The sequence below is a fragment of the Mycobacterium sp. 1465703.0 genome, from assembly GCF_001672975.1.
Taxonomy (GTDB): Bacteria; Actinomycetota; Actinomycetes; order Mycobacteriales; family Mycobacteriaceae; genus Mycobacterium.
This window is the reverse complement of sequence record NZ_LZKU01000159.1, coordinates 17,433-34,224: the sequence shown is the minus strand read 5'-3', so window position 1 is coordinate 34,224 and position 16,792 is coordinate 17,433. Positions and strand designations below refer to the sequence as shown.

The 16,792-nt window shown below is 67.9% G+C and carries 14 protein-coding genes and 1 pseudogene; 10 read left to right on the top strand and 5 right to left on the bottom strand.

Annotated elements, in window-relative coordinates; all coding sequences use genetic code 11:
* The first annotated feature begins 44 nt into the window (after positions 1-44).
* The 3 genes from A5625_RS13700 to A5625_RS13690 are packed head-to-tail and all read left to right on the top strand — an operon-like array spanning position 45 to position 2,691.
* A complete protein-coding gene (locus tag A5625_RS13700; RefSeq protein WP_066994359.1) occupies positions 45-1,211 on the top strand; it encodes a bifunctional cobalt-precorrin-7 (C(5))-methyltransferase/cobalt-precorrin-6B (C(15))-methyltransferase in 1,167 nt (388 codons plus the stop codon).
* Positions 1,208-1,963, top strand: a complete 756-nt coding sequence (cobM, locus tag A5625_RS13695) for a precorrin-4 C(11)-methyltransferase (protein ID WP_066994356.1) — start codon at positions 1,208-1,210, stop codon at positions 1,961-1,963. The genes A5625_RS13700 and cobM overlap by 4 nt, the downstream gene beginning before the upstream one ends.
* Positions 1,963-2,691 carry a cobalt-precorrin-6A reductase gene (locus A5625_RS13690; protein ID WP_066994352.1) on the top strand — a complete coding sequence of 243 codons (729 nt, stop codon included), beginning with the start codon at positions 1,963-1,965 and terminating at the stop codon, positions 2,689-2,691. The genes cobM and A5625_RS13690 overlap by 1 nt, the downstream gene beginning before the upstream one ends.
* Here A5625_RS13690 and sigC read toward each other — a convergent pair.
* Positions 2,680-3,234: an RNA polymerase sigma factor SigC gene (gene sigC / locus A5625_RS30150; RefSeq protein WP_232003679.1), complete on the bottom strand. Its 555-nt coding sequence runs from the start codon at positions 3,232-3,234 to the stop codon at positions 2,680-2,682. The genes A5625_RS13690 and sigC overlap by 12 nt on opposite strands.
* A 114-nt stretch (positions 3,235-3,348) precedes the next feature.
* A pseudogene (locus A5625_RS30145) lies at positions 3,349-4,041 on the bottom strand (DUF2275 domain-containing protein); the annotation flags it as partial.
* A gap of 176 nt (positions 4,042-4,217) precedes the next feature.
* On the opposite strand from A5625_RS30145, the gene A5625_RS13680 reads away from it, so the two are divergent.
* A complete protein-coding gene (locus A5625_RS13680; RefSeq protein WP_066994349.1) occupies positions 4,218-5,879 on the top strand; it encodes a PPE domain-containing protein in 1,662 nt (553 codons plus the stop codon).
* Between the two features lie 57 nt (positions 5,880-5,936).
* Here A5625_RS13680 and A5625_RS13675 read toward each other — a convergent pair whose 3' ends face one another.
* From A5625_RS13675 to cobG, 3 genes are read right to left on the bottom strand one after another with little or no spacing between them, the layout of a single operon-like run.
* Positions 5,937-7,415 carry a precorrin-2 C(20)-methyltransferase gene (locus A5625_RS13675; RefSeq protein WP_066994346.1) on the bottom strand — a complete coding sequence of 493 codons (1,479 nt, stop codon included), beginning with the start codon at positions 7,413-7,415 and terminating at the stop codon, positions 5,937-5,939.
* A complete protein-coding gene (locus A5625_RS13670; RefSeq protein ID WP_066994343.1) occupies positions 7,412-8,038 on the bottom strand; it encodes a precorrin-8X methylmutase in 627 nt (208 codons plus the stop codon). The genes A5625_RS13675 and A5625_RS13670 overlap by 4 nt, the downstream gene beginning before the upstream one ends.
* Positions 8,039-8,083: 45 nt before the next feature.
* A complete protein-coding gene (gene cobG, locus A5625_RS13665; protein WP_066994339.1) occupies positions 8,084-9,178 on the bottom strand; it encodes a precorrin-3B synthase in 1,095 nt (364 codons plus the stop codon).
* Between the two features lie 105 nt (positions 9,179-9,283).
* On the opposite strand from cobG, the gene A5625_RS13660 reads away from it, so the two are divergent.
* From A5625_RS13660 to A5625_RS13635, 6 genes are all read left to right on the top strand, one after another.
* A complete protein-coding gene (locus A5625_RS13660; RefSeq protein ID WP_066994336.1) occupies positions 9,284-10,111 on the top strand; it encodes an ABC transporter permease in 828 nt (275 codons plus the stop codon).
* Positions 10,112-10,122: 11 nt separating this feature from the next.
* Entirely contained in the window at positions 10,123-10,878 is a 756-nt protein-coding gene (locus tag A5625_RS13655) for an ABC transporter ATP-binding protein (RefSeq protein ID WP_066994333.1), read from the top strand.
* Entirely contained in the window at positions 10,875-11,891 is a 1,017-nt protein-coding gene (locus tag A5625_RS13650; RefSeq protein ID WP_066994330.1) for an ABC transporter substrate-binding protein, read from the top strand. The genes A5625_RS13655 and A5625_RS13650 overlap by 4 nt, the downstream gene beginning before the upstream one ends.
* A 110-nt stretch (positions 11,892-12,001) precedes the next feature.
* Positions 12,002-12,676, top strand: coding sequence for a S9 family peptidase (locus tag A5625_RS13645; protein WP_066994327.1), 675 nt, complete (start codon positions 12,002-12,004; stop codon positions 12,674-12,676).
* A 50-nt stretch (positions 12,677-12,726) separates the two neighbouring features.
* On the top strand, positions 12,727-16,302 hold the full coding sequence (cobN, locus tag A5625_RS13640) for a cobaltochelatase subunit CobN (RefSeq protein ID WP_066994324.1): 3,576 nt from the start codon (positions 12,727-12,729) through the stop codon (positions 16,300-16,302).
* Positions 16,303-16,332: 30 nt separating this feature from the next.
* A complete protein-coding gene (locus A5625_RS13635; RefSeq protein ID WP_066994321.1) occupies positions 16,333-16,722 on the top strand; it encodes a PPOX class F420-dependent oxidoreductase in 390 nt (129 codons plus the stop codon).
* The last annotated feature ends 70 nt before the right edge of the window (positions 16,723-16,792 follow it).

Sequence of the window (16,792 nt, the reverse complement as noted above, 5' to 3'; positions counted from 1 at the left end):
GCCGCGGGCGATGCCGAGCGAAGCGATGGAGCGGAGCGGCGCTCATGATCGTCGTGGTCGGTATCGGGGCCGACGGCATGGCCGGCCTCAGTGAAGCATCCCGAGCCGAATTACGAAGTGCATCAGTCATTTACGGATCCAAGCGACAACTGGACCTTCTCGACGACACGGTACCTGCGCCGCGGCGGCAATGGCCGTCGCCAATGATGCCCGCGCTGCAAACATTGCTCGATGAGCACACGGGCGACGTCCACGTGGTGGCCAGCGGCGATCCGCTGCTGCACGGCATTGGGGGCACACTGGTCCGCCTGCACGGCAACGACAACATCAGGGTGCTGCCGCACGTGTCTTCGGTGACGCTGGCGTGCGCACGGATGGGCTGGAACGTCCAGGACACCGAAGTGATCAGCCTGGTTACCGCGCGTCCGCACACCGCGGTGCGCCGCGGTGGCCAAGCGATCGTGCTGTCGCAAAGCAAATCCACGCCCAACGAGCTCGCCGCACTGCTCATCGCCCATGGCCGCGGCGATTCGGAGTTCACGGTTCTCGAACGTCTCGGCGGCCCCGACGAGCGCCGCCACGACGGTATCGCCCGCGACTGGACCGACGATCGAGACCTCGATGACCTCAACGTGATTGCGGTGCGCTACCTGCCCGACGAACGCGTGTCACCCCTGCCCGACGACGCGTTCACCCACGACGGGCAGATCACCAAACAGGGAATCCGGGCGGTGACGCTGGCCGCCCTGGCGCCGCGCCCGGGGGAGCGGTTGTGGGATGTCGGTGCGGGGTCGGGCAGCATCAGCGTCGAGTGGTGCCTGAGCGGGCGCGGTTGCAGCGCAGTGGTATTCGAACGCGACGAACGGCGACGGCATAACCTCGACCGCAATGCCGCGGCTTTCGGCGTCGATATCGATGTGCGCGCCGACGCACCCGAGGCATTCGACGGCGCCGAGCCGCCGTCGGCGATCTTCATCGGCGGGGGACTGACTCAGCCGGGTCTGCTCGACGCCTGCTTGAACAACCTGCCTTCAGGCGGGCGACTCGTGGTCAACGTGGTCACCACCGAGTCGGAAGCCGTTCTGGCGCAAACGCATCAGCGCCTGGGTGGCGAGCTGCGACGCTTCCAGCACTATCACGGCGAGCCGTTGGGTGCCTTCACCGGCTGGCGCCCGCAGTATCCCGTCACCCAATGGGTGGTGACTAAATGACGGTGTATTTCATCGGGGCCGGGCCGGGCGCCGCCGACCTGATCACGGTGCGCGGCCAACGACTGCTGCAAACCTGCCCGGTATGCCTGTACGCCGGCTCGATCATGCCCGACGATCTGCTTGCCTTATGTCCGCCCGACGCGAAAGTCGTTGACACCGGCCCGTTAACGCTGGAGCAGATCGTTGACGAGCTGAACGAGGCGGATGCCGCCGGTCACGACGTGGCGCGTCTGCATTCCGGTGACCCGTCGCTGTACAGCGCGCTGGCCGAGCAGTGTCGCCGGCTCGACGCGCTGGACATCGACTACGAAATCGTGCCCGGCGTACCGGCATTCGCCGCCGCCGCGGCCACACTAAAGCGTGAGCTCACCGTTCCCGGGGTTGCGCAGACAGTGACATTGACCCGGGTGGCGACTTTGTCGACGGCGATGCCGCCCGGCGAAGACCTGAAAACGCTGGCCCAATCCGGCGGGACCCTGGTTCTGCATCTGGCCGCCGCCCAAATCGACGCGATCATTCCGCAACTTCTCGAAGGCGGCTACCAACCCGAAACACCAGCAGCCGTCGTGGCTTTCGCGAGCTGGCCGCAGGAGACGGTGCTGCGCGGCACCCTCGCGGACATTGCCGAGCAGATGCGCAACGCCAACATCACCAAGACCGCCGTCATCGTCGTCGGCCAGGCGCTGAGCGCCGGGGGGTTCACCGACAGTTACCTGTACTCGACCGGGCGGGCCCGGGGGAGCAGGCATTGATGCGGGTCCTGTTGCTCGGTGGCACCGGTGAGGCCCGCGCTCTGGCGAAAGCCCTGCACCCCCGCGTCGACATCATCAGCTCCCTGGCGGGCCGGGTGCCTGATCCGGCACTGCCGGTCGGCTCGGTGCGTATCGGCGGCTTCGGCGGCGTCGACGGGCTGCGACGCTGGCTGCAAGACGAACGCATCGATGCCGTCGTCGACGCCACCCACCCGTTCGCGGCGACCATGACGGCGCACGCGGCCGGCGTGTGCGGAGAATTGCAGATCCCGCACCTGATCCTGGCGCGCCCGGCCTGGGACCCGGGCGCCGCTTTGGTCGTCGAGTCGGACACCGCTGCCGCTGAAACCGTTGCCCGAGAAGGCTATTCGAGAGTATTTCTCACCACTGGACGCTCCGGAGTGAAGGCCTTCGCCGAGAGTGACGCGTGGTTTTTGATCCGGGCGGTCACCGAACCGGACACCTCTGTGTTGCCGGGTCATCACCGGGTGGTGCTTTCCCGCGGACCGTATCGCTACGACGATGAACTCGCACTGCTGCAAGACCATCGCATCGACGCGCTGGTCACCAAGAACAGCGGCGGGGACATGACGCGCGCGAAGCTGGATGCCGCTGCGGCGCTGGACGTTGTGGTGGTGATGGTGGCCCGGCCGCCGCTACCAGCCGGCGTGATTTCGGTCGGCACCGTGCCGGAGGCCGCCGAATGGGTTGGCGCGCTATCCGGTTAGGTCGCTGCGCTCGCCATCGGCGAGCAGCGCGTCGCGGGCACGCGCGACGCGGGAGCGGATGGTGCCCACCGGGCAGCCGCACACCGCGGCGGCGTCGGCGTAGGGCAGGCCGAGCAGCTGGGTGAGCAAAAGTGCTTCGCGCTGTTCGGCATTGAGGTTGGCGATCATCGTCGTCACCTCGACCAGGTCCTCGAAGCCCCGGGCGTGACGGTCGCCGTGCGCCACGTGTTCGGGGTCGGCGCCCAGCGCGGCACGCGGCCGCGATTGCAGGTGGCGGATGTGGTCGGCGACCACGCGGCGCGCGATGGAGAGCAGCCAGGTCCGCGCGCTCGAACGTCCGGAGAACCGCTCGATCGCGCCGATGGCGCGCAGAAACGTCTCTTGAGTCAGATCGTCGGCGCTGCCCGTATCCGACAGATAGGCGACGAACCGCCACACGTCTTGCTGGGTGGCTTTGATGAACGCCTCGAGCGCTCGCGAGTTTCCGCGTGCGGCTGACAACGCGAGCTCGGTTATTGCCTCGTCGTCGCTCGACGCGATCATGCCCAACCACCTTTGTTGCGCGGGTTTTCCGATCCTACGACGGGTCGTCGTAGACGATGCAATTGGGTCGAGAAGTGCATGATTGATGGGCCGCAGATGCCCGCGTCGCCGACCACTGGGTGAGTCCGCCGCCCACGCGGGGAAGTGGGCGTCGTCCGAGGCATCGGAGCCGCGCCGTCGGTGCGTGCCCACGCGTTCGCGCGCCACCAGCAACGCGAACGCAAGGCCCAACAACAACGGCATGTGGCTGGCGATGCGGGTGGCGGTGACCTCGCCGTCGAAGGCGTCGACGATCACATAACCCAGCAGCGCAATGGAATAGACACCGGTGATAGCCGCCACCCCCGATGCGGAGGCGGGCCAGACTCCGGCGGCGACCATCGCCAGGCCCAACGCGAGCAACCATGCCGTGGACTCGTGCATCAGGTGCTCGCCGGACATCGCGCCGTGCATGTGAGCCGACACCATGCCGAAATCGATGCCGCTGATCTGGGCGGCCGCAATCGCCACCTGGAAAAGGCCGACGGCGATCAAACCCCACCGGCGATAGCGCGAGCGCAACCAGCGCATCCGGGCCTGGTGCCCGGTGGGCTGCTCGCCGATGCTGGCCATGATCTTTTCGACCAGGTCGGGGCCCTCGCCGGGCGTCACCGAGGCCAGCCGGCGGGTCTGCACCGCCGCCCCGATCAGCCAGGAGCGGCAGCTGCGGCAGGATTCGAGATGGGCATCGACCTGCTGCGCGAGCACCTGGGGGCGCTCGCCGTCCAATCGAGCCGACAGCGCTTCGCGCGCAATCTCACACCGCATCCCTGCATCGTTGCGCATGGCCCGGCTGCGCGCAAAGACTCGCGAAATTTCCCGCCGCAACGAAATTGCATGGAACTAACCGACGCCAGCAACCGACCTCTGGTGGTAAGCATCGCCAGCCCACCCACGAGATGCACCGAAGAGGTATTCGTGTTCGTGCCCGAAGGCCCCCGACGATGACCGCCCCGATCTGGATGGCGTTTCCGCCCGAAGTGCACTCGACGCTGCTGAGTAGCGGCCCCGGCCCGGCGCCACTGGTGGCCGCCGCCACGGCATGGTCGTCCCTGAGCACCGATTACGCGACCGCGGCAGCCGAGCTCGACGGACTATTGAGTGCCACCCAGGCAGGAGCGTGGGAGGGTCCCAGCGCCGCCCAGTACGTGGCTGCGCACGCCCCATATCAAGCGTGGCTGCTGGAGAGCGCGGCCAAGAGCACCGCCGCGGCGACCCTGCACGAGACAGCGGCCACCGCCTACACCACCGCCCTGGCCGCCATGCCGACTTTGGGCGAACTGGCGGCGAACCACGCCATTCACGGGGCATTGGTCGCCACAAACTTCTTCGGGATCAACACCATTCCCATCGCCGTCAACGAAGCCGACTACGCGCGCATGTGGGTGCAGGCCGCCACGACCATGACCACCTACCAGGCCGTCAGCGAATCCGCCCTGGCTGCGGTGCCGGTGACCACGCCCGCGCCGACAATCGTCGTGCCGGGCGCCGAGGCGGGGACGGCAGGCGTCGCGGCGGTCCAGTCGGCCGCCGTGGCTCCGGCCGTCACTTCGGGCTCGAACCTCCACCAGGCGGACACTTCGAGCGCTCAGCAGCAGGCCAGCACGGCCACGCAGACCTATCCGTCGTGGATGGATCAGCTCACGGCGTGGCTGAAGCAGTACACCCAGAATTTCGCCTGGCCGGTATCCGAAGAGCTCAACCCCGGCGGATGGCCGTTCAACCCGGTGCCGTGGGTCAACAGCCTCGCCTCCTTCTTCGGGCAGTTGGGATTCTCGCCGGCCCTGTCCAGCGCGCTGGGCTGGGCCATCTTCCACACCCTGATGATCTTCTGGCCGTTCATTCAGCTCGCGATCCAGATGGCGGTGGTGCTCGCACCGGTTGTCGTTGCCGCTATCGGGGCGGCCGCGGCGGGTGGGGCGGCGGCCGCGGTCACCGCGATCAGCGTCGCGGTCCCGCTTTCGACACCGGCGCCGTTGCCGGCCGTCGCACCGGTACCGGCACCGGCACCGGTGGCCGCTGCGGCGCCGACGATCGCCAGCGCGCCCGCCAGTGTGAGCCACGTACCGACACCGTCCACGGCCCCCGCGTCGACAGTCGCCGGGTCGACCGGCGGCGGACCGGTCGGTGGCGGGCCCGGCGTCGGCTTCGGCCCCACGGCGACCGACGGCATCGGCGCGAACGTGTCCAATGCGCTTTACGCGGTGGGGATATCGGGACTGTCGGCGCGCGGCAGCGCGAGCAGTCGGTCACGTCGTAAGTCGATGGAACCATCGTCTGACGATGTCGACGCGTCCGCCTCCGCCGCCGCGGCCGCCGCGGCCAAGAAGAAGGCCCGGGCCCGTCGGCGCCGCGGTGGCACCGCCACCGAGCGCGCGTACCGCTACGAATTCATGGACTTGGACGACGGCGTCGATCTGGTTGGTAACGCTGAGGATCCGCACGCCGCCCGCCCTTCCGAAGACAGTGCCGGGCCGCTCGGATTCGCCGGTGCCGCAGCCAAATCGGATGCGGCCCAAGCCACCGGGTTGGCGACGCTGACCCGTGACGGGCTGAGCGACGGTCCCACGGTGCCGATGATGCCGAGCACCTGGGACCGCGACTAGGTCCAATGGTGGTGACCCGCTGCGCCCGGCGTGCTTGCGTTCGGCACTAAGCGCGTTTCATGCCTGGTAGCGCCGGGGTGTGAAAACCCGATCAGTGGAATCGTCTGAGTACCACTGGGTTTGCGACGACCCGACGATCAGCAGGCACCGCATGTCGATTTCGGCGGGATTGAGATCGGCCAGCCGGACCACGCGGACGTCTTCGTCGGGGCCGGACACGTTACGACCGATCACCACCGGTGTGCCGGGTTCGCGGTGGGCCAGCAATATGTCGCGCATCGCACCGACCTGCCAGGTCCGCGTTTTGGAAGCCGGGTTGTAGATCGCCAGCACCAGATCGGCGGCAGCGGCGGCGTCGAGGCGCGCGCAGATCACCTCCCATGGCTTGAGGCGGTCGGACAGCGAAATCACCGCATAGTCGTGGCCCAGTGGGGCGCCGACCCGGCTGGCCACCGCTTGGGCGGCGGTCATCCCCGGGATCACCCGAACCTGTACACCCGGCCATTCTTTGGCCTCTTCCAGCACCGCGGTCGCCATCGCGAACACACCCGGGTCACCGGACGACACCACCGCCACCGCGCGGCCCTGCTCGGCCAGCGCGCAGGCCAGCCGGGCCCGCTCGGGCTCGTCGCGGTTGTCGCTGGGGTGACGCCGCTGGCCGTCACGCACCGGGACCCGGTTCAGGTAGCCGTCGTAGCCGATCAGGTCGGTCGCCGCGGCCAGCTCCCGGCGGGTCTGCGGCGTCATCCAGTCCATGTCGCCGGGGCCCAGACCCACCACCGCGACGCTGCCCATGGTGGGCGTGCGCGGCCCACGCTGCCCGCCCGGCAAGATCGCCAGCGAGAAGTACGGAACGTTGGCCTCGTCGACGTCGGCGGCCGGCAGTATGCGTTGCGCGGAGGTGCTGGCCCGTTCCACGTAAAATGCGCCGTCAAGTTGCCCTGACTCCGAAAGTGCTTCTCGCACAGCATGATAGGAGCGCCCCAGTTTGAGCACGACGGCGGCGTCGGCGTCGGAGAGCCGCCGGGTCAGCTCGGCGACCGGCAGGGTGCCCGGTAACACCGACAGCACCTCGTCGCCGGCCACCAGCGGAGTCGCGATGGCCGCGGAGGCGGCACTCACCGACGTCACACCCGGCACGATGATGGCGTCGAACCGCTGCGTCAGCCGGGTGTGCAGATGCATGTAGGAGCTGTAGAACAGCGGGTCACCCTCGGCCAGCAGGGCCACATTGCGGCCGGCGTCGAGGTGAGTGGCGATCCGCTGGGTGGCCTCTACATAGAAGTCCTCGATCGCGCCGGCATATCCGCCCGGATGGTCGGTGGTCTCGGTGGTGACCGGGTAAACCAGGTGCTCTTCGATCTGGCCCGGCCGCAGATACGGTTCGGCAATACCGCGGGCGATGCTGCGGCCGTGCCGAGCGCTGTGATAGGCCACCACGTCGGCCTCGCCGATCACCCGGGCGGCTTTGATGGTCACCAATTCCGGGTCACCGGGTCCCAACCCGACACCCCAAAGCGTCCCCCGCACGGTCATTCCCGATCGCTCGCGATCGCGTTGACGGCCGCGGCGGCCATGGCGCTGCCGCCGCGGCGGCCCCGCACCACCAGATACGACGTCCCGCGCGGGTTATCGATCAGCTCCTGCTTGGACTGTGCCGAGCCGACGAATCCCACCGGGCCGCCCAACACCCCGGCCGGCGGGGCAACCCCGTCGTCAATCAGCTCGAGCAGCCGGAACAGAGCGGTCGGCGCGTTGCCGATCGCCAGCACCGCGCCGGGCAGCCGGTCCGCCCACAGCTCCACGCCGGCCGCCGAGCGAGTGGTGTTCCGGCGTGCGGCCAGTTCCGCCGCCCGCGGGTCAGCCACCAGCGACACCACCTGGTTGTCGGCGGGCAGCCGCGCGGCGGTGATCCCGGCGGCCACCATCGACGAATCACATAGCACGGGAGCGCCGCTTCGCAGCGCGGCGCCGACCCGTGCCACCACATCGTCAGTGAACGCGACGTGCTCGGCGACGTCGACCTGCCCGCAGGTGTGGATCAACCGGACCACGACCTGTGCCACGTCGGCGGGGAATCGCGCGAGGTCGGCTTCGGCGCGGATGGTCGCGAACGACTGGCGATAGATCTCCGCCGCGTCGCGGATGTAGTCGAGCACCCGCCCACTTTAAGGCGCACCCACGCGGCGACCCGCCGCACCCGGCTACAGCCGCCGGTATCCGTCCGCGGTGGCCACCAGCACCTCACCGGCGAGCGGACTGCCGCAGGCCCGTTCGCAGCCGACGAAATGGCGATGCCCCGTCGAGGCCGGTTCCAGTGACTGCGCTGCGTCGGCCCGTACGTCGGCGGCCGAACGCGCACAGCCGGGGCTGCCGGTGCAGGCGCTGACCGTCAGCCAGGGTGAGTTCTCGTCAAACACCAGGCCCAACGGCGCCAGCACCCGCAGCGCCGTGTCGGCGACGGCTTCACTGAGATCGCACACCAGCACCGATCGCCACGGCGTGATCACCAACGGCGCCTCGATCGCGGCCAAATACTCCGCAACGCGGGCCGGCAGCACGCCGAGCGGCACCCCGGCCCCCAGCGTCACCCGGCCGTCATCCTGGTTGATCCATCCCACCGGAGCCTTGGTGACGACCGGGAAGGAGGTGGTGCCCGGTTCTGCCTCGGGTAGCAGCTGCCGAACATCGTCCAATTCCTGCACGCGCCAAGCTGTTCCGCGGACCTCGACGAACCGCATGCCGAGGCGGACCAGCGTCTCGACCACCTCGCCGGCCGCCAGCCGAACACCGGTGTCGCGCCCGGCCAGCAACAGCGCGCAGCCGTCGGGGAACGCGTGCACCCCGACGTCGGCGCGCAGCCCGGACACGTCGGCGCGCCCGTCGTCCAAGCTGAACCAGAACCGACCGCCCAACTCCGCAAGTCTGGGCTCGGCACAGATCGCGGCGTCGAGCTCGCCGACCCAGGGTCGCACGTCGAGGTTGCCGCCGGACCGCCCAGACAGCGGTGATGCCACGATGTTGCGGACCCGCTCATGCGTCGCCGACGGCAACAGGTTCACCGCCGCCAGCGCTCCAGCAACCGCGGTCAGCTCGGTCAGCCCGCGCAACTGCACGTTGCCCCGAGCGGTCAACTCGAGCGTTCCCGAACCTGAGCGGCTACTGATCGCGGCCAACGCACCCAGCTGGGCGGCCGTGATCATGCCGCCGGGTAGCCGGACCCGCGCCAGAGCGCCATCGGCCGCCTGGTGCACCTGCAGCGCACCCGGGCAAGCGTCGCTCTCGCGTGTCCTGGCCACCTGTCCACGGTACGGCCCCCGCTGAAGATGGCGACCGGGAGTGATTGCCTTCAGCCAGACCTAAACCCTTACCCAAGCCCATCGCCGCGCCTTAGCGTCGGCACAGTGAGCATTGCCACTGCGGTCGACGCTGCATCGAGCAATCCGGACAGCGCACAAGCCGGCGCGGCGAGTGGGTTGTGGGCGCGGCGCAAATGGGAAATCGTGCGCGTGGTGTCGCCGCTGGCGCTGTTGGCGCTGTGGCAGTTGGGCAGCGCGATCGGAGTGATCCCCGCCGACGTGCTGCCCGCGCCCTCGTTGATCGTCGAGGCCGGCGTCGAGTTGACCCGTAACGGTCAGCTCGCTGCCGCCCTGCACATTTCCACCGTCCGCGTCGTCGAGGGGTTGGTCCTGGGTGGGGTCATCGGGATCGTGGCGGGCGCGGCGGTCGGACTGTCATGCTGGGTCGAATCCACCGTGGACCCACCCATGCAGATGATTCGGGCGTTGCCGCACCTGGGGCTGATCCCGCTGTTCATCCTCTGGTTCGGGATCGGCGAGCTGCCCAAGGTGTTGCTCGTCGCTTTGGGGGTGGTCTTTCCGCTCTACCTGAACACCTTTTCGGCGATCCGCCAGGTCGATCCCGAGATGCTGGAAACCGCTCAGGTGCTGGGTTTTTCATTCGCCCAGCGGTTCACCCGGATCATTGTCCCCAGCACGGCGCCGCAGGTGCTCGTCGGTTTCCGGCAGTCGCTGGCGATCGCGTGGCTGACACTGATCGTGGCCGAGCAGATCAATGCCGACAAGGGAATTGGCTTCCTGATCAACAACGCCCGTGATTTCCTGCGCATCGACATCATCATCTTCGGGCTGACCATTTATGCGCTGCTGGGCATCATCACCGACGCGATCGTCCGGCTGATCGAGCGCCGAACGCTGCGCTACCGACACTGAAAGGTCCAGGCTTGACTCTCATCGCGGAATCGTCCGGCGTTACCCGCGGGCGGGCCGAGGTTGCCGCCGAACTGCGCCACGTGGACAAGTGGTACGGGAACCGCCAGGTGCTCACCGACGTCTCGGTGCGGGTGCAAAGCGGAGAGATCGTCGCGCTGGTCGGACGCAGTGGTTCGGGCAAGTCCACGGTGCTGCGGGTGCTGGCCGGCCTATCCCGCGACCACAGCGGACAATGCGTGGTCGCCGGCGCACCGGCGCTGGCATTCCAGGAGCCGCGCCTTTTTCCGTGGCGCGACGTGCGCACCAATGTGGGCTACGGTCTCACCCGCAGTCGCCTTCCGCGCGCACAAGTCCGGGAACGTGCTGAGCGCGCACTGGCCGACGTCGGGCTGGCCGACCACGCCGACTCTTGGCCGCTGACCCTGTCCGGCGGTCAGGCGCAACGTGTTTCGCTGGCCCGCGCGCTGGTGGCCGAGCCGCAGCTGCTGCTGCTCGACGAACCGTTCGGTGCGTTGGACGCGCTGACTCGGCTGACGATGCATACCCTGCTGCTGGATCTGTGGCGCCAGCATGGGTTTGGGGTGCTGCTGATCACCCATGACGTCGACGAAGCGATAGCGCTGGCCGATCGTGTGTTGGTACTCGAGGAAGGACGCATCATCCATACGCTTGCCATCGACGAGCCCCGCCGCGCCCCTGGTGATCCCGGCGCCCACACCGAGCAGCATCGCGCGGAGCTGCTGGATCGTCTTGGTGTACGGCTTTGACCAAGTGGCGTTCTCTCGTCGCGCTCACCGCGGCGGCCGGACTGTTGCTGACCGGATGTGTCTCTCGCACTGCCAGTTTGGGGCCCAAGCCACCACCGGCTGCGGTGCCGTTATCGGAATTGTCGGGTCTCACCCTGCAGGTAGGCGATCAAAAGGGTGGCACCGAAGCGCTGTTGCGCGCCGCGGGGCAGTTGGACGACTTGCCCTACCGGGTCGCGTTTTCGACATTTACCTCCGGGCCGCCGCAAGTCGAGGCTGCGACCGCGGGGAAGATCGACTTTGCGATCACCGGTAACACGCCGCCCATCTTCGGGGCCGCCAGCAATGCGAAGATCAAGGCGGTCTCCGCGTATGGCGGCGGCGGGAAGGGCAATCGCGTTCTGGTGCACGCTGATTCGCCGATCAGGTCGGTATCCGACTTGCGCGGCAAGGCGATCGCCGTCGCCAAAGGCAGCTCATCGCACGCCAACCTGCTGGCCCAGCTGGACAAGGCCGGACTCAAACCCGCCGAGGTGAAATTCGTGTTCTTGCAACCCGCCGATGCGCTGTCGGCGTTCAGTCAGCACCAGGCCGACGCGTGGGCCATTTGGGATCCCTACACCGCCCAGGCCGAGCAGCAGATCCCGGTGCGCAGCATCGCCGAGGCGCAGGGCGTCACCAACGGCGACTGGGTCGGTGTCGCATCCGACCAGGCGCTGGACGACCCGAAACGCAACACCGCGCTGTCAGATCTGTTGATACGTTTCGAGAAGGCCGTGCAGTGGGCCAGGGCTCACCCGCAGGAATGGGCGCAAAGCTATTCCGCTGCAGTCGGATTGGACCCGCAAGTGGCGGCGGTTGCCGCGACTCGCAGTTTGCGACTGCCGACCGAACTCGGTGATGACGTGGTCGCATCGGAGCAGAAGCTGGCCGACCTGTTCGCGGCGGCCGGCCAGCTTGCATCGTCACCCAGGTTTGCCAACTGGGTCGACCGTCGATTCAATGAAGCCCTGCGACAAGGCTTGGCCGGCTGATCCGAGGAGTCATGGCGGCAAAGCCTTTTTGATTCCTGCCGACGACGGGCGAGGGCGTCGCCTGAATCCGCGAGGGTTGAAGTCGCCTCGGCGCGGGCATCCTGGTGCCTGTGAGGACGGTGGAGTATGCCCCGGGGCGCCGGGCTGATGTCTTCGGCGAGCCGGCACCGTCCACCATCTTGCTGTGGCACGGCGCGCAGACCGATGCCCGCGCCGCCGTCGGCCCACTGGCCGGCATGCTGTCCGGCCGCGCCGCGGTGGTGGTGGCACCCGACTGGAACTCCCACGCCGAAGACGGCGGCCGCGCGGATTTATTGCGATCGCTGGAGTTCGCCTGCAACCTCGCCACCGACGCCGAGCGCATCCTGCTCGTCGGGTGGTCGATGGGCGGCACCGCCGCGGCGGCCGTGACGCTTCATGCGGCGCAACTCGGCTTGACTCCCGCGCACACGGTGTGCCTGGCTGGAGCTTTCATGGTCCCCGATCCGATCTTCGGTACACCGCTGACCGACGGGCTCACCGCCGCCGAGATCGGTTCGCCCTTCACGTTGCTGCACGGCCTCGCCGACGACGTCGTGCCGGTTGCCGCCAGTAGAGACTTTGCCGCGTGCCTGCAACGGATCGGCTGGCCGGTGCAGGTGGTCGAACTCGAGGCCGATCACGGGTCGATTGCCGGCGCCGACTACGACGCCGTCGCGGACCGCTATGAACCCTCGAAGAACGGACCCGGCCGGGCGGTAGCCCAACGGGTCGCCGACCGGATTGCCGCGACGCTGGGCGGTTGAGCCGCGGGCCCCATCGGCATCTCCATGCCTCACTGCGGTACGAATGGTGGGTGGCTGAGCCGACCATCCTCCTGCTGTCGACGTCCGATACGGACCTGATCAGCGCGCGATCCAGCGGTAAAAACTATCGGTGGGCCAACCCGTCACGGCTGTCCGAAGACGAACTGCCCGATCTGCTGGCCGATGTCGCCATCGTGGTGGTGCGCATCCTCGGCGGCTACCGGGCCTGGCAAAGCGGCATTGACACGGTGATCGCCAGCGGGGTGCCCACGGTGCTGGTCAGCGGGGAGCAGGCCGCCGACGCCGAGCTGACCGGCCTGTCCACGCTGGCGGCCGGCATCGCGGTCCAGGCGCATATCTATCTGGCCCACGGCGGCGTGGACAATCTGCGCCAGCTGCACGCCTTCCTCTCCGACACCGTGCTGATGACCGGGTTCGGGTTCACCCCGCCGGTCGTGACGCCGATGTGGGGTGAGCTGTCGCGCCCGAACGCCGTTGAGACGGACGGCCCGACGATCGCCGTGCTGTACTACCGCGCCCAGCACCTGGCCGGCAACACCGGTTATGTCGAAGCGCTGTGTCGGGCCATCGAGGACACCGGCGCGCGGCCGATGCCGCTCTACTGCGCGTCGCTGCGCACCGCCGAACCCGAACTGCTGCAACGGTTGGGCGACGCCGACGCCATGGTGGTAACCGTCCTGGCGGCGGGGGGGCTGAAGCCGGCCACCGTGTCTGCCGGCGGTGATGACGACAGCTGGAACGTCGAACATCTTGCCGCCCTGGATATTCCGATCCTGCAGGGGTTGTGTCTCACCAGTCCGCGCGCCCAGTGGCACGAAAACGATGACGGCCTGAGCCCGCTCGACGTGGCCAGCCAGGTGGCGGTGCCCGAGTTCGACGGTCGCATCATCACGGTTCCGTTCTCGTTCAAAGAGATTGACGAAGACGGACTCATTTCCTATGTCGCCGACGCGGAACGCTGCGCCCGGGTCGCCGGACTGGCGGTCCGGCACGCACGGCTGCGTCATGTCAGTCCGGCGGACAAGCGGGTGGCCCTGGTGTTCTCGGCGTATCCCACCAAGCACGCCCGGATTGGTAACGCGGTCGGATTGGACACGCCCGCAAGCGCCGTCGCGCTGCTGCAGGCCATGCGGGATCACGGCTACCAGGTGGGTGAGCTGCCGGGCGTCGAGGCGAACGACGGCGACGCCTTGATCCACGCACTGATCGAGCGGGGCGGCCAGGACCCCGACTGGCTCACCGAGGGGCAACTGGCCGGCAATCCGATCCGGGTGTCCGCCAAGGAATACCGTGAATGGTTCGCGACCCTGCCCAGCGAATTCACCGACGCCGTGCAGGAACACTGGGGCCCGCCGCCGGGGAATCTCTTCGTGGATCGCAGCAACGACCCCGACGGCGAAATCGTCATTGCCGCACTGCAATCGGCCAACCTGGTACTGATGGTGCAGCCGCCCCGCGGCTTCGGAGAAAACCCGGTCGCCATCTACCACGATCCCGACCTGCCGCCCAGCCACCACTACCTGGCCGCCTACCACTGGCTGGACGCCGGGTTCGGGTCGCACGCGGTGGTGCATCTAGGCAAGCACGGCAATCTGGAATGGCTGCCCGGCAAGACGCTGGGCATGTCCGCGGCCTGCGGACCCGACGCCGCGCTGGGCAATCTACCGATGATCTACCCGTTCCTGGTCAACGATCCCGGCGAAGGAACCCAGGCGAAAAGACGCGCGCATGCCGTGTTGGTCGACCATCTGATCCCGCCGATGGCGCGTGCCGAAACCTACGGCGACATTGCCCGTTTGGAGCAACTGCTCGACGAGCACGCCAACGTCGCGGCGCTGGATCCCGGCAAGCTGCCCGCCATCCGCCAGCAGATCTGGACCCTCATTCGGGCCGCGAAGATGGACCACGACCTGGGTCTGACCGAACGGCCCGAAGAAGACTCGTTCGACGACATGTTGCTGCACGTGGATGGCTGGCTGTGCGAGATCAAGGATGTCCAGATCCGCGACGGCCTGCACATCCTGGGGCAAAAGCCCACCGGGGAAGCGGAACTGGACCTGGTGCTGGCGATCTTGCGCGCCCGCCAACTGTTCGGTGGCGAGCAGGTCCTCCCCGGCCTGCGGCAGGCCCTCGGGCTGGCCGAGGACGGCACCGATGAACGATCCGCGGTCGACCAGGCAGAGGCCGCCGCCCGCGGACTGGTAGCAGCGCTGCAGGCGACCGGCTGGGATGCCGGTGCGGCCGAACAAATTACCGACAACGCCGAGGTCGCCGCGGTGTTGCGGTTCGCGGCCAGCGAAGTCGTGCCCCGGCTCGCCGATACTGCCGCCGAAATCGACCAGGTGCTGCGCGCTCTGGACGGCCGCTTCATCCCGGCCGGCCCGTCGGGTTCACCGCTGCGCGGGCTGGTCAACGTGCTGCCCACCGGGCGCAACTTCTACTCCGTCGACCCCAAAGCGGTGCCGTCCCGGCTGGCCTGGGAAGCCGGTGTGGCGCTGGCGGATTCGCTGCTCACCCGCTATCGCAACGACCACGGGCAATGGCCGCAGTCGGTTGGGCTGTCCGTGTGGGGGACATCGGCCATGCGCACCGCCGGTGACGACATCGCCGAAGTGCTTGCGCTGCTGGGTGTCCGTCCGGTGTGGGACGACGCATCGCGACGGGTCGTCGACCTGACACCGATTCCGCTGACCGAACTGGGCCGCCCGCGCATCGACGTGACCGTGCGGATCTCAGGATTCTTCCGGGATGCCTTCCCACATGTGGTGACCATGCTCGACGACGCGGTCCGACTGGTCGCGGACCTCGACGAGGCCGCCGAAGACAACTACGTGCGTGCGCATGCCCAGGCAGACCTGGCTCAGCACGGTGATCAACGCCGCTCCACCACAAGGGTTTTCGGATCGAAGCCAGGAACCTATGGTGCCGGGTTGCTGCAACTGATCGACAGCCGTAACTGGCGTGACGATGCCGACCTCGCGCAGGTGTACACCGCCTGGGGCGGATTCGCCTATGGGCGTGACCTGGATGGCCGCGAAGCCGTCGACGACATGAATCGCCAGTACCGGCGTATCGCGGTCGCCGCCAAGAACACCGATACCCGCGAACACGACATCGCTGACTCCGACGACTACTTCCAGTACCACGGCGGCATGGTGGCCACGGTCCGCGCGCTGACCGGTCAGGCACCGGCCGCCTACATCGGTGACAACACCCGGCCCGACGCGATCCGCACCCGCACGCTGTCCGAGGAGACCACCCGGGTGTTCCGCGCGCGTGTGGTCAATCCGCGCTGGATGGCGGCAATGCGTCGGCACGGCTACAAGGGCGCGTTCGAGATGGCGGCCACCGTGGACTACCTGTTCGGTTACGACGCGACGGCCGGGGTGATGGCCGACTGGATGTATGAACAACTCACCGAGAGCTACGTGCTGGACCCGGAGAACCGGAAGTTCATGTCCGAGTCCAATCCCTGGGCACTGCACGGCATGGCCGAACGACTGCTGGAGGCGGCCGGGCGCGGCATGTGGGCGGCGCCGCAACCGGAAACCCTGGCTCAATTGCGCCAGGCGCTGCTGGAAACCGAGGGCGACCTCGAAGGCTGACTTCCTGTTTTGCAGCGGTACGTTGTTCAGGTGACACCAACCTTCGCCGATCTCGCCGAGGCGCAGTACATCCTGCTGACCACCTTCACCAAGGACGGCAAGCCCAAGCCGACCCCGATCTGGGCCGCCGTGGACAAAGAACGCGGTGACCGACTCTTAGTCATCACCCAGGAAAAGTCATGGAAGGTCAAGCGAATCCGCAACACGCCACGGGTCACGCTGGCCACTTGCACCGTGAACGGCCGGCCCACCAGCGAGGCCGTCGACGGCAAAGCGGCCATCCTTGACAAGTCGGAAACGGCTGCCGTCTACGACGCGATCGGCAAGCGCTACGGCATCGTCGGCAAGGTGTTCAACTTCTTCAGCAAGCTGCGCGGCGGGATGGAGAACAACGTCGGCCTCGCGCTGAAGGTGGCCTGACCCTGTTACGGCGTGCTGCTTGCCGCGCGGATCACCACGCTGGCTCGTGAAAACCTCAGGGGCAGCACCT